At 60.5% G+C, this 13,735-nt stretch carries 9 protein-coding genes; 7 read left to right on the forward strand and 2 right to left on the reverse strand.

The annotated features are described in order from the left end of the window. Positions 1 to 9: 9 nt before the first annotated feature. Positions 10 to 2,670 (reverse strand): putative bifunctional diguanylate cyclase/phosphodiesterase, encoded by a 2,661-nt coding sequence (locus P0N66_RS05765; protein ID WP_275803211.1) that lies wholly within the window; start codon positions 2,668 to 2,670, stop codon positions 10 to 12. Positions 2,671 to 3,004: 334 nt separating this feature from the next. On the opposite strand from P0N66_RS05765, the gene P0N66_RS05770 reads away from it, so the two are divergent. The 7 genes from P0N66_RS05770 (at position 3,005) to P0N66_RS05800 (ending at position 11,090) form a co-directional block, all read left to right on the forward strand. Continuing rightward, complete coding sequence (locus P0N66_RS05770) at positions 3,005 to 3,343, forward strand: hydrogenase maturation nickel metallochaperone HypA/HybF (RefSeq protein ID WP_275803213.1); 339 nt, start codon at positions 3,005 to 3,007, stop codon at positions 3,341 to 3,343. Positions 3,344 to 3,452: 109 nt separating this feature from the next. Beyond that, the gene (gene hypB, locus P0N66_RS05775; protein WP_275803215.1) at positions 3,453 to 4,250 is read left to right on the forward strand and encodes a hydrogenase nickel incorporation protein HypB; all 798 of its coding nucleotides are present in this window, start codon (positions 3,453 to 3,455) and stop codon (positions 4,248 to 4,250) included. After that, positions 4,214 to 6,769, forward strand: coding sequence for a carbamoyltransferase HypF (gene hypF, locus P0N66_RS05780; protein ID WP_431190015.1), 2,556 nt, complete (start codon positions 4,214 to 4,216; stop codon positions 6,767 to 6,769). The genes hypB and hypF overlap by 37 nt, the downstream gene beginning before the upstream one ends. Before the next feature lie 86 nt (positions 6,770 to 6,855). Beyond that, positions 6,856 to 7,143, forward strand: a complete 288-nt coding sequence (locus P0N66_RS05785) for a HypC/HybG/HupF family hydrogenase formation chaperone (RefSeq protein ID WP_275803219.1) — start codon at positions 6,856 to 6,858, stop codon at positions 7,141 to 7,143. A 15-nt stretch (positions 7,144 to 7,158) separates the two neighbouring features. Next, entirely contained in the window at positions 7,159 to 8,241 is a 1,083-nt protein-coding gene (gene hypD, locus P0N66_RS05790; protein ID WP_431190018.1) for a hydrogenase formation protein HypD, read from the forward strand. A gap of 133 nt (positions 8,242 to 8,374) precedes the next feature. Further along, the gene (gene hypE / locus P0N66_RS05795; protein ID WP_275803222.1) at positions 8,375 to 9,457 is read left to right on the forward strand and encodes a hydrogenase expression/formation protein HypE; all 1,083 of its coding nucleotides are present in this window, start codon (positions 8,375 to 8,377) and stop codon (positions 9,455 to 9,457) included. A 31-nt stretch (positions 9,458 to 9,488) separates the two neighbouring features. After that, positions 9,489 to 11,090: a GGDEF domain-containing protein gene (locus P0N66_RS05800; RefSeq protein WP_275803224.1), complete on the forward strand. Its 1,602-nt coding sequence runs from the start codon at positions 9,489 to 9,491 to the stop codon at positions 11,088 to 11,090. On the opposite strand, the gene P0N66_RS05805 is transcribed toward P0N66_RS05800, so the two are convergent. Beyond that, on the reverse strand, positions 11,071 to 13,632 hold the full coding sequence (locus P0N66_RS05805) for a hybrid sensor histidine kinase/response regulator (RefSeq protein ID WP_275803226.1): 2,562 nt from the start codon (positions 13,630 to 13,632) through the stop codon (positions 11,071 to 11,073). The two genes, P0N66_RS05800 and P0N66_RS05805, sit on opposite strands and share 20 nt — an antisense overlap. Between the last annotated feature and the right edge of the window lie 103 nt (positions 13,633 to 13,735).

Raw genomic sequence — 13,735 nt, forward strand, 5'->3', positions numbered from 1 at the left:
ATGCGTCGCCTAACTGCTGTTTTCCTGGTTGCCAACCGGTCGGGCCGGGAGTTTGGTGAATCCGAGGGCCGGCCGGCTGATATGATATCCCTGGCCGTAGTCCACGCCCAAGTCCCGGCAGGCATAGAAGATTTTCTCGTCTTCAATGTACTCGGCCACGGTTTTGATGTCCAGTTCCCGGGCCAGGGTCACGATGCTTTTGGTATAGGCCATATAATCACGATCTTCAAGGATATTGCGGATAAACTCCCCTTCAATTTTGAGAAAATCAATGGGGAAGAGCTTGAGGTACTTGAAAGAAGAGTAGCCCGAGCCGAAATCATCGACGGCGAAGCGGAAACCTTCGGCTTTCATCATGGTCACGAATTTTTTCAGCATGGACACATTGCGGATAGTATCCCGCTCGGTGACTTCAAACACCACCCGTTGCGGGTTGATGTCGAACTTTTGGCACAACTTTTGGATCTTGGGGAAAAATTCCGGAAAAATAAAGGATTTGGGGGTGAGGTTGATGAACAGCCGGCCCTGGTATCCCTGGTTGCCCACTGCGGCAAAGGTTTTTTCCATCAGCAGGTGATCGAGCTTATGCAGCAGCCCGATCCGGTCGGCGGCCTGAATAAAGTCGGAGGCGGCAATCATGCTGCCGTCATCGGCGGGAATCCGCATCAGCACCTCGTGGGCCTCGATTTCGCCGGTGGCCAGATCAAGGATGGGCTGAAAATAAGGAACGACACTTTTCTCTTCCAGAGCCTGGTAAACCCGGAAGTTGATCTTGCTTTCCTCTTTGAAAATTTCGGTGATTTCCGCTTCCTGGGGCTCGGCGATGGCGTTTTTGCCCTCGCCTTTGACCTTGTACATCATGTTGTCGGCTACCAGGAAAAGCTCCTTGGCGTTTTTGCCGTGTTCTGGATACATGGCAATGCCCAGCGAGACGGTGGCCTGTACCCTGATTCCTTCCGGGGTCAGTACGCTCATGCCGGAAACTGCCTTAACAATCCGTTCGGCGACGGTTAAGGTCTGCTCCCGGCTGGTTTCCGGCAGCAGCACGGTAAACTCGTCACCGCCGTAGCGGGCGATAAAATCACCGTCCCTTACTGCCTGGCGCAGGGCTTCCGCCAATTGCTGGAGAAAAAGATCGCCGAAGGCGTGACCGTACTGGTCATTGATGGTCTTGAAGTTGTCGATGTCGATGACCATCAGGGCAAAGGGGTAATCGTGGCGCTGGGCTCGGCCCACTTCGTAACCGAGCAGTTCCCAGAACATCCGCTGATTGTGCAGTTGGGTGATGGGGTCGCGGGTGGCGTAATACTCAAGATCTTTGGTGTATTTATAGATGGCTTTAACCGACCCCACCAGGTTGAGCAAGGTGGCCAGCACGCTGTCCAAAACTATGTGGTAGATGGAATCCATCACCATGTTGGACTGCACTCCGATCCCGACGATGCCACCCACCTTGGGGGCGTCAAGAAAAAGCGATTTGGTACGCAGTTCGATGTCTTTGAGATTCAGGTGTTTGGGCAGGGGGACTGGCGAGCCGCAGTCGTGGTGGACGATCCTCACCGCCGGCGAATCGCTGGGCAGTTGGAATTGGTTGTAAAGCTGCTTCTGGATCAGTTTTTCAAATTCATTGCGAGTTTCATGGGAAGGGGCGGCACGCCAGAAGACATCCAGCTCGTATTCGTTTTCACCTTCCTGGAAGAAGGCCATCAGGGCGTAGGTGTCGAGGATATTGTTGATATCAAGCAGCAGTTCTTTCACAAACAGTTGCCAGTCCTGGACCACGTTGGAGGTGATGATGAACTTGTTTAAAATCTTGATCTCAAATTCCAGAATATCCTTGTCCACCGCCACGTTATGCAGGCGCTCGGCCAGTTCACCCACCGCCTGAAAGGCCTGGTTTAACTCGGAAAAACCCACGCTGTTTCGGCTCAGCCGGGAGATGGCGGGCAGGTCGGTAACGGTTTGAATCTCTTCGGTTTTACGCCGGAAATCTTCCACCGTGGCGCTGACCCGGTTGACCACCAAGGTGGTGATGCCCACCACCAGGGCAATGGCCAGACCGCCGTAAAAGAGAAAGATCCACAGGTAGTCGCTGCGCATCCGGCTGACCATTTCCCGGACGCTCTGCCTTACTTCCACGATGCCCAGCACCGAGCCGATTTCAGCGTTGGGGTGACAGGTAAGACAGTTCTGGTCTTCAACGGCCAAAGCGTAGAGGTGTTTGGTGGAGGTATGATTTTCCAGGGTGAACTGGCGGCCATAACCCGGGGCCAGGGCCTGCTCGGTGGCCCGGAAGGGAAATCTTTGTTCAATTTCGCCGTAGAGTTCGCTGACCAGCGGGCTGCGGTAGACCTTGATCTGGTAGGGGGTGTCGCGATGGGCGGTCTTGATCTCTGCGATTACCGTTTCCAGTTGCTCCCGGCTGATACCGTGGGGCATCAGGCTGCTGATGGTGGTGTAGGTCTGGGCGGCGATGCCTTCGGCGGCGGCTTGGGCCTGCTGGATAAGCAGGCGGTCGTACAGATAAGTGGCGGTTCCCAGCACCACCAGGAAGACCGCCAGGGTCACGCCGATGAAGCGGGAAAAAAGAAAGGCGCGCAGGGAACTGCTGAAGGGTAGCACGATGATTCGTTGCAGAAATTTGTTTTGGGCCAGCATTTTTTCCAGCATTGTACTAAGGACTCCGAAATTCATGCCGTTTTGAATGACCATGGCGGCAGGCACAGAATTGATGTTAATTTTTAGTAAAATTAATTATTGTAAACAGAAGATTACCGGCGCAATGTGGTCTTTGCTCGGCTTTTGGTCAAGTGTTTTTTAAAAAAGAAATGCTGCGTTCCGGGGTGTCTGTGCAGGATGGCGGCCTGCATTAGCTCGGCAAACTTGATTTTGTTTGTTAAGCTGGCCCAGGTGCTGTTGAGGCGAAATTAAAGGTTGATTCTATTCGACTGGGGTTAGGTCGGCAATCGTTAAGAAAAGGCTTGAGGGAGCGTGAGCTGCGAGAATGCATGAAATGTCGCTGGCCTTGAATATCGTCGAGTTGGCCGAAGCGGAGTGCCGGGCCGCCGGCGGAGAGATGATTAGCCGGGTGGAGGTGGAAGTCGGGGCCTTGGCCGGGGTAATGCCCGAGGCGCTGCAGTTCTGTTTTGCCGCCGCCTGCCGCGAAACCATGGCGGAAGGGGCGGAGCTGGAAATCATCACCGTGGCTGGGCGCGGGGAATGCGCCAGCTGTCGGCAGGTCGGGACCATGGCTGAACAGTTTACTCTTTGTTCGGCCTGTGGCGGATTGATGCGCCCTCTGCAGGGGCAGGAACTGCGGCTGGCGGCGATTGTGGTCGATTAGCAACTGTTTGTCGGGCTCCGGGTGATGGTCGGTGAAGATTTAACTGGCTCCAAACGTTGCTTTACTAATGAAGTGCCGGGTGTTCCGGATAAAACGAGGTTGGTGGGTTATGTGTGATGATTGCGGTTGTGGCCCCGGAGCGGAAGGGGTCACCATTACTCGAGCGGGGCAAAAACGGCGGGCCGCAACCATGGACCGGGCCGGGCATGCCCATGATCATGCCGTGGCGGCTGGCGTTGGTCATGAACCAGTACAGGGTCGACGCCTGGAGGTGGCCCGCGAAGTGCTGGCCGGTAATAACGAGCAGGCGGCCCACAACCGGGAGCATTTGCAGGCCCGCCGGGTTGTGGCCCTGAACCTTGTCAGTTCGCCGGGCTCGGGCAAGACCACCATTCTCGAGCAGACCATCCGCCGCCTGGCCGGCGTGCGACCGGTGGCGGTGATCGAAGGCGACCAGCAGACCTTGCTGGATGCCGAGCGGATCGAAAAGACCGGGGTGCCGGTGGTGCAAATCAACACCGGCGCCGGCTGCCATCTCGATGCCGCCATGGTGCACCGGGCGTTGCATGAACTGAAACTTCGGGAAGATTCTCTGCTCTTTATCGAAAATGTCGGCAACCTGGTCTGCCCGGCCATGTTCGACCTCGGCGAGACGGCCAAGGTCGTGATCATAAGTGTCACCGAAGGCGAGGATAAACCCTTGAAATATCCGGCCATGTTTGCCGCTGCCCGCTGGTGCCTGATCAATAAGATTGATCTCCTGCCCCATCTTGATTTTGATCTGGAAAAGTGCCGCGAATATGCCCTCCGGGTCAATCCGGAACTGCAGTTTGTGGCGCTGTCCGCCCGCAGCGGCGAGGGCATGGAAGAATGGCTGGCAGTGCTGGAAGACCTGGCGGCAAAGTGAGCAGGCAACGCTGGTCCCTGGTGGTTGGCGGTCTGGTGCAGGGAGTGGGATTCCGACCATTTGTTTATCGCCTGGCCCAGCAGTATTCCCTGGTCGGCCGGGTGTGCAACAATGCCGCCGGGGTGGAGATCGAGCTGGAAGGGCCAGAAAACCGGTTGGCCGCGTTTCTTCGGGATCTGGAGCGAAAAACGCCGCCAGCGGCCATTATCGAGCGGCTGGAAAGCCGGGAATTGGCCTTGGCCGGCGACGATGAATTTGTTATTGCCGATTCCGCCGCCGGCTCCCCCCCCACGGCCGGAGTGGTGCCCGACCTGGCACTTTGTGCCGATTGTTGGCGGGAACTGGAGGATCCGGCCGATCACCGTTACCTTTATCCCTTTATCAACTGCACCAATTGCGGCCCCCGTTATACCATAATTGAACAAATCCCTTATGACCGGCCCCATACCAGCATGCGGGCCTTTACCATGTGTTCGCGCTGCCAGGCCGAATACGACGATCCGGCCAGCCGCCGCTTCCATGCCCAGCCCAATGCCTGCCCGGTTTGCGGTCCCCGTTTGTCCCTGGTGACGTTAAGCGTAAGTGATCACGAGGCACCGCATCTTGCGGCCCCCCTTGACCGCTTATCCCGTGGCCCCCGTGATCAGTTACCGTTAAGCGACCGTGAACAAAACCAAACGGGAACAGATTCGGGCGGGGCGGAAAATCAAGCTGCCCATATTTTATCGCCGGTTTGGGAAGGCCAGCAGGCCGTGGCCGAGACCCGGCGCCGCCTGCTGGCCGGTGAAATTATTGCGGTCAAGGGTATCGGCGGTTTTCATCTGGCGGTGAATGCCGCCGACCAGGAGGCGCTGTTGCGCCTTCGGCGCCGCAAGGGGCGGCTGGCCAAGCCGCTGGCGGTGATGGTGTGCGATCTGGCAACGGCCCGGCAACTGGTGCATCTGTGTCCGGCTGAGGAGAAATTGCTGCTCTCCCCCGCTCGCCCCATTGTATTGGCGCCCCGCTCCACCACCACCACGCCGCCGGTGGCGGCGGCGGTGGCCCCGGGGCATCACCGTCTGGGTTTGATGCTGGCCTATGCCCCGCTGCATTATTTGCTACTGGGGGATGATTTGCCGGTGCTGGTGATGACCAGCGCCAACCCCGGCGGCGAACCGCTGTGTACCGATAACGACGAGGCCTGCCGCCGCTTGGCGGGCATAGCCGATGCGGTGCTGCTCCATGACCGGGAAATCGTACGCGGCAACGACGATTCGGTGGTGCTGAGCGGGGCTGATGAGCGGGACGGTGCGTTGCCGCCGTTGGTGATCCGCCGGGGCCGGGGCTATGCGCCGGGGTTACTGCCTTTCGCTGAGCAGGGGCCGGCCATTCTGGCCGTCGGGGGCGAACTGAAAAATACCGTCTGCCTGGCCGCCGACGGCCGGGCGGTGGTCAGCCAGCACCTGGGGGACTTGCAGAACCTGGAAAGTTACCGGGTGTTCTGCCAAACCATCGCCGATCTGCGCCGGCTTTTTGCCATTGAGCCGCAAATGGTGGCTCTGGATCTGCATCCCGACTACCTGGCTTCCCGTTGGGCCCGGCAGTGGGCGGCCGAGCGGGGGCTGCCGGTTCTGGCGGTGCAGCACCATCATGCCCATATGGCATCTTGCCTGGCGGAAAATGAACACCATGGCCCGGCTTTGGGCTTGATTTTGGACGGCACCGGTTATGGCCCGGACCACACCATCTGGGGCGGTGAGATCCTGCTGGGCGATCTTGCCGGCTTCAGCCGTTGGGGTCAGCTGGAAACCATGCCCCTGCCCGGCGGTGATCTGGCAATCAGGCAACCCTGGCGTGCCGCCGTGGGGTATCTGTATCAGGCTTTTGGCGGTGAGCCACCGGCTTTGCCCTTCCTGGCCGCCATGGCGGCTGACGGTGTTGACTGGCGGGCGATCTTGCCCATGCTGCGGCAAAATATCAACTCTCCGCGGACCAGTAGTTGCGGTCGCCTCTTTGACGCCGTGGCCGCCATGGCCGGGGGCTGCCGGGAGATCAGCTATGAAGCCCAGGCCGCGGTGGAATTGATGCAGGCTGCCGCCGGTCCGGAGTTGCCTCCCCTGGTAGCAGGGAAGGGGGGGCAAGCTGAAGTAAGCGGCCATGGTTTGCATCCTTTTGCTTATCAATTGCTCCGTGGGGAAGGCCGGCTGATCATCGGTATCAGTCAGTTGATCCGGGAGGTGGCCGCGGCGGTGGCGGCCGGGGCTGGCCGGGCGGAAATAAGTCGCCGTTTTCATGCCACCCTGGTAGATATGTTTACCGCCGCCCTGGTGGCTGCCGCCGAAGAAACCGATATAAAAACGGTGGCCCTTTCCGGGGGGGTGATGCAAAATGAGATTCTGCTGGCCGGGTTAAGGAAAAACCTGGCCGCGGCGGGGCTGACGGTGTTGCTGCCCCGTCGGCTGCCGCCCAATGACGGCGGCCTGGCTTATGGTCAGGCGGTGGCGGCGGCGGCCCAGTGGCAGCAGGTAAACGGCAAATAAAAGTTCAGCAGGGGCGCAGTTTTGATCTTGCCGCCCTGCATGACGGGCAGTTGAACGTGTACCAAGGTAAAAGGGGGTGGCGGCATATGTGTCTGGCGGTACCGGGAAAAGTGGTGGAGATCTTTGAGGAAAACGGCCTGAAGATGGGGCATGTCGACTATGCCGGGGCGATCAGCCGGGCCTGCCTGGAATATGTGCCGGAGATCAAAATCGGGGATTATACCGTGGTCCATGCCGGTTTTGCCCTTTCCATTCTGGATGAAGAGGAGGCGGCCAAGAGTTTTGAGACTTGGCGAGAGCTGCAGGCGGCGGCGGCCCGCGAAGGGGTGGATCTCTTCGGGCGGCCTTTAGGCGATTTTGAAGACCGGGATTGAATGGAGCCGGGCATGCTGAAACACCTGGATGAATACCGCGATCCGGCCCTGGCTCGGCAGCTGCTGGCGGAGATTGCCGCGGTTACCACCCGTCCCTGGGTGATCATGGAGATCTGCGGCGGTCACACCCATGCTATTATCCGCCACGGCCTCGATCTGCTGCTGCCGCCACAGCTTGAACTGGTGCACGGCCCGGGCTGTCCGGTTTGTGTAACCCCGGTGGCCCTGATCGATAAGGCCCTGGCCCTGGCCCGGCGGCCTGAGGTGATTTTTACCAGCTTCGGCGACATGCTGCGGGTGCCTGGCAGCTGTGAGAGTCTGGCCCAGATCCGGGCTCAGGGGGGTGATGTCCGGCCGGTATACTCCCCGTTGGAAGCGGTCAACCTGGCGGCGCGAAACCCGGTGCGGCAGGTGGTTTTTTTCGCTGTCGGTTTTGAAACCACTGCGCCCGGCAACGCCATGGCGGTGCAGCAGGCCGCCCGCCTGGGGCTGGACAACTTCAGCCTGCTGGTCAGTCATGTCCTGGTGCCGCCGGCTGTCGGCGCGCTGCTGGCGTCGCCCGGCAACCGCATCCAGGCCTTTCTGGCCCCGGGTCATGTCTGCACGGTGGAGGGACTGCAGGATTATGAAGCCATGGCCGCCCGGCACCGGGTGCCCATGGTTCCCGCCGGTTTCGAACCGGTGGATATCCTGGCCGCCATTTTGTTGCTGGTGCGCCAACTGGAAGCGGGGCGGGCCCGGGTGGAAAACGAATACCGCCGTTCGGTACGACCCCAGGGAAACCCGGCGGCCCGACAGGCGGTGGCGCAGGTGTTTCAGGTTTGCGATCGTACCTGGCGGGGCCTGGGTGAAATTCCCGCCAGCGGCCTACGGTTGCGGCCGGAATTTGCTGCCTTCGATGCCGAGTGCAAGTTCGCCTTGGGCGAGATCAGGGCCGAGGAATCGCCGCTGTGCATCAGCGGGGCGATCCTGCGGGGAGAACGGAAGCCGCCGGGGTGCCCGGCCTTTGGTAAGGAGTGCACCCCGGCCCATCCCCTTGGGGCCACCATGGTTTCCAGCGAGGGAGCCTGCGCCGCCTATATGCTGGCCAAACGCTGAATGTGCCCGGTCGGGCAAGCGGTTGGCAAGCCGCCGTCGGTAATGTTGCGGCTTTGATTCTGGTAATACTTTGTGGTATTGTTTAACGGGTTGTAATTTCCCGGCATGGTGCCGGCCAGTTGATGGGTGATTGATGTCATTACAGGTGAAACCGGAAAATTTTGGCTGTCCGTTGCCGGCGGCGGATGAGGATACGGTGCAGTTGGCCCATGGCGGCGGCAGCCGGCTGGCCGCCGAGTTGATTGAGCAGACCATGGTGCCGGCCTTTGGCGATCCGGTGCTCTCCCGGTTGGAAGACCAGGCGGTGCTGGAGGCGCAGTTGGACCCCGGTGAACGCCTGGCCTTTACCACCGACTCCTTTGTGGTGGACCCGCTTTTTTTTCCCGGCGGCAGCATCGGTGAGCTGGCGATCAACGGCACCATTAACGACCTGGCCATGGGCGGTGCCCGGCCGCTTTATCTGTCGGTGGCGTTGATCATCGAAGAGGGCTTGCCGCTGGCAACTTTGCACCGGGTGGTCGCGGCCCTGGGGGCGGCTGCCCAAGCCGCCGGAGTGCGGGTGGTTACCGGCGACACCAAGGTGGTGGGGCGGGGGAGCTGTGATAAAATTTTTATCAACACCAGTGGCATCGGGGTGGTGCCGGCCGGTGTTACCCTATCTGCCGCCAACCTGCAGCCCGGGGACAGGATCATCATCTCCGGCACCATGGCCGATCACGGCATGGCCATCATGAGTTGCCGCCAGGGTCTGAGTTTTGCCCAACCATTAACCAGCGATACCGCCGCGTTACATCAGCTTACGGAGGTGATCCTGACCGTCGCCGCTAAGCCTGCCGGCCAGGCGCTGCGGGCCATGCGGGATCCCACCCGGGGTGGGGTGGCGGCGGTGCTGACCGAATTGGCGCGGGCTTCCCGGGTCGGGGTGATGATATCCGAAGAGACCCTGCCGGTGGCCGGGCCGGTAAAAGGGGCCTGCGAGATCCTGGGGATTGATCCGCTCTTTGTGGCCAACGAAGGTAAACTGCTGGCGGTGGTGGCCCCGGAGGCGGCCGAGGAGGTGCTGCGGGCCATGCGAAATCATCCCTTGGGCCGCCAAGCGGCAATCATTGGCGAGGTGACGGCGGCCAACTCCGGTTTGGTGGCGCTGCGCACCGCTTTGGGGCCCGAGCGGGTCATTGATCTGCCCAGCGGTGAACTGTTGCCGAGGATCTGCTGATTCTACCTGTTTCATGGGGTGATCACGACCAATGACTATTAAGACCCGTATAACCCTGATCGGTATCATGGCGGTGGGAGGTCTTGTTTTTTTGCTGTTGGGGATGATGACCACCGAATTTTCCCGTTATCGCCAGCAGCACCTGGTGGTGGAAGAACTGGCCCTTATCAGTGAACTCTCCGCCCTGGTGCATGAGTTGCAGAAGGAACGGGGACTCAGTACCGGCTTTCTGGCTGCCCCGGAAGCCGGTTACCGTGATTCCTTATTGCTCCAGCAGGCCGCAACCGACCGGAAACTGAACGCCCTGCGCCGGGCCGAGGGGGGGCTGGAAGCGCGACTCCAGCAGGAGTTGACCACTTTGCGGCAGCGGATTATGGCCGGTAACGGCGTCTACCCGGAAGACTACCGGCAATATTCCCTCCTGATTCAAAGCCTGCTGGACCAGGTTTGGAGTCAGATCCGTCAGGTGGATTTTGCCGGGCTGAAGGATGATCTTGGGGCCCATAGTCATTTGATGTTTGCCAAAGAATACCTGGGGCGGGTCCGGGCCACCGTCAATCATTGTCTGCGGACGGCGGGCGTAAGCCGGGAGGAAAAGGTGGCGGAGGCGGCGCGGCTGCATGGTCTGTTTGCCGAATATCGGCGTCTTTTCCAGCTTGACGCCGGCGCTGATTGGGCGGAACGACTGGATCAGGTGCTGGGTACCCCGGCGGCCGAGGAGGTCTTCGCGGTCATGCAGGCTACCGCCGCAGGAGAGTTTGCTCCCCTGCAGATCTCCTCCGAGCAGTGGTTTAATCAGGCCACCCGGGTGATCAATGACCTTAAAAAGCTGGAGGATCGTTCACTGGCCCGGCTGGTCAACGAAGGCGAGCAGTTGTTGGACAACCTGCGCCGGCGCCTGCTCTTTTTCACCTTGGGGACTTTGGGCGTCGGCGGCGGTATTCTGCTTTTGGTCCTCTACACCCTGCACGGCATGATCCGCTCCCTCGACCTTCTGTTGGCCGAAATCGGCCAGATTGGCAGCCAGCAAGACTTCGGTCGGCGGCTGCCGGTGCGTGCCCGGGACGAAATGGGGACTATTGCCAGTTCCTTTAACCGATTACTGACCATTGTCGAGCGCCTGTTGCAGGAGAAGGACCACCTGGCCGGGACTGATCAGCTGACCGGCCTGAACAATCGCCGCCGGTTCAAAGAGTTCCTGGACCAGGAACTGACCCGCCACCGCCGTGTTCCCGAGCCTTTATCTTTGATTATTTTCGATATCGACCATTTCAAGCTGGTTAACGATACCCACGGGCATGAGACCGGGGATCTGGTGCTCCGGGAAATGGCGCAGTTGCTGCGGGCCACGATCCGTCGTACCGATACCCCGGCCCGCTGGGGCGGGGAGGAGTTTCTGGTGTTGCTGCCGGCCACCACCGTCGAGGCGGCGGCCGGGCTGGCGGAAAAGCTCCGGCAGGCTATTGCCGGACATGATTTTCCCAATGTTGGCCGGCTTACCGCCAGTTTCGGGGTGGCCGCCCTCCTTGACGGTGAACACGAGGAGAGCGATTTGTTGCGGCGGGTGGATCAGGCCCTCTATCAGGCCAAGCAGCAGGGGCGCAACCGGGCGGTCAGCTGGTCGGGGGCTTAGCCGGCGACCGACCCAGGACCTTGCTGACGACGGCGGCCAGTTCTTCGCGGGTAAAAGGTTTCTGGAGAAAATTGATTTCCTCTCCCTGATCGGGTAGTTCGGCGAATGACTCCACGGGGTGGCCGGACATGAAAAGGAACCGGGTCTGCGGCCGTTTTTGCCGCAATCGGCTGGCCAGTTCCTGGCCGTTCATCCCCGGCATGGCCAGGTCGGTCAGCAACAGGTCAATTTCGCCGGGATGTTCGTCGGCCAGGCGCAGGGCCTCATGCGGGTCGGCGACGGCCAGCACCTGGTAGCCCAGCATGGTCAGCAGATGGTGGCTAAGGTTGAGCAGGGCAACTTCGTCCTCCACCAGCATGATGGTCCTATGACCGGTCGCTTTGAGCAGCTCGGCGGCGGAACCGGTGATAACGGCGTTGTCCGGGGTGGGGCCGCTGAAACGGGGCAGGTGGATGCGGAAAGTACTGCCGTGCCCCGGGCTGCTGAAAACTTCCAGAAACCCCTTGTTCTGCTGAACAATCCCGTAAACCGTGGCCAGCCCCAGGCCGGTGCCTTTGCCCATTTCCTTGGTGGTGTAGAAAGGATCAAAAATGCGGCCCAGGGTTTCGCCATCCATGCCGCAGCCGTTGTCGCGCACCTCCAGGAGGACGTAGCATCCGGGCCGGGCGTCGGGGCAAAAAAGGCAGAACTCTTCGTCAATTTCCACATTCCGGGTGGTAATGGTGATTTCTCCCGGCCCGTCGCCGACGGCGTCGCGGGCATTGACCGCCAGATTGGCCAGGATCTGATCCAGTTGGCCGGGATCCAGGTAGACCGGCCATAGGTCGTCCCCGGGATGCCAGCTCAGGGTGATATGCTCGCCGATCAGCCGGGCCAGCATTTTCAGGGTGCCGTCGATTTCCTCGTTAATGGTCAGCACTTTGGGAATAATGGTCTGCTTGCGGGCAAAGGCCAGCAATTGCCGGACCAGGTCGGCGCTGCGCCGGCCGGCGGCGATTATTTCGCCGATCTCACCCTGCCGGGGATCGTCGGGGGGCAGCCGCAATTGCAGCACCTGGGCATAGCCGATGATCACCGCCAGCATGTTGTTGAAGTCGTGGGCCACGCCGCCGGCCAGCCGCCCCATCGATTCCAGCCGTTGTGATTTTTGCATGGTCTCCCGGATGGCATAGGCTTCGGTCTGGTCGCTGAACACCAGGACCACCCCGGTGATGTTACCCTCTTCATCCCGGATCGGCGCTCCGCTGTCGGCGATGGGCCGTTCGCTGCCGTCACGGGCGACCAGCAGAGTGTGGTTGGCCAGCCCAACCACGGTGCCTTCGCGCAGCACCTTTTGCGCCGGGTTGGCCACGGTGGCTCTGCTTTCCTGGTTGATAATGCAAAAAATCTCCGGCAGTTCCCGCCCCCGGGCCTCGATTTCCGGCCAGCCGGTAAGCTGTTCGGCCACCCGGTTCATGGCCCGCACCCGTCCCCCACGGTCGGTGGTAATGACCGCATCGCCGATGCTGTAGAGGGTGGTGCGAAACTCCTGCATCGCCTCCCGCCGGCTTCTTTCGGTTTGATAGAGCCGGCGAAAAAAATCAGCCTGATGCCGCCGTTGAAGGAAAGCCGTAAAAAGCAGGCCCAGTGCCATGACCAGCCCCAGCAGGGCGGTGCGATAGCGAGCATCGGTGAGGATTTCGGCCTGGGGCATGCTGGTAACCAGCAGCCAGGGGGTATCGGGCACCAACTGCAGGTCGGCCAGCATGGGGGTGCCGTCGCGGTAATGGCCGGCAAATTTACCTTCATGCCGGTAAAATTCGGTCAGCGCCGACGGGGCGACGCCGATGGCGGCAAGGTCGCGCTTCGCCTGTTTTTCCGGGTTGATGGTGCAGTCACACAAGGTGTGCAGTCCTTCGGCATGGGGGTAAATGATAAAGGTGCGGGAGTCGATGCCGGTTTCCGGCCAGTACTGGAGCAGCGGTTCAAAGAAGTCCCGGGCCAGGCTGCGGAGGACAATCAGTACCGGCAGGTGGTCCGGCGCCGCTGCTACCGGGGCCACAACATCAAGATAAATCTCCCGGTCGGTGGCGCGGAAAAAGGGGGAAAGGTTAGCCTCCCCGGCGGCGTGGGTCTCGGCGATGGTCTGTCGAGCGGCCTCAGCCAGGGTCACGTGCTGTCCGGTGGCGGAGAGCATAATTTCACCGTCGGGTCCGACCAGCAGAATGTCGGCATACCCTTGCGCTTTTTGCAGGCGCAAACGGTTTACTACCGCCGAGCGGGCGGCCGCCGGGTCTGCCGGGGCTTGCAGCCAGGCGGCGGCGCTGGCTTCGGCAAACAGGCCCTGGCTCATCCGGGTGACGTCGGAAAGTCGTTCCTGTCGCCACTGCTCAATCTGCCGGGACTTCAGGTTGTTGGTGGCGGCCATGGCCTGGTGGGCGGTGGCCATTTCGGTGGCGGTCTCCTGGCGGTAAAACCAGGCCACAATCAGTACCAGGATGATTAACAGGCCAGCCCAAATGATGGCTTCGCTAATTTTTGGCCGGATTTTTCCGTAGTCCATTACCATTTCATGTCAGGCCGGGTTGTATGTTCACCACCCTCCACACGATCCACCACTCGGTAGCAGGATGATTCAGGTTGTTTGCTAATGGTTTTGTTGGGTT

This window comes from Desulfurivibrio dismutans, from assembly GCF_029210385.1.
GTDB lineage: Bacteria > Desulfobacterota > Desulfobulbia > Desulfobulbales > Desulfurivibrionaceae > Desulfurivibrio > Desulfurivibrio dismutans.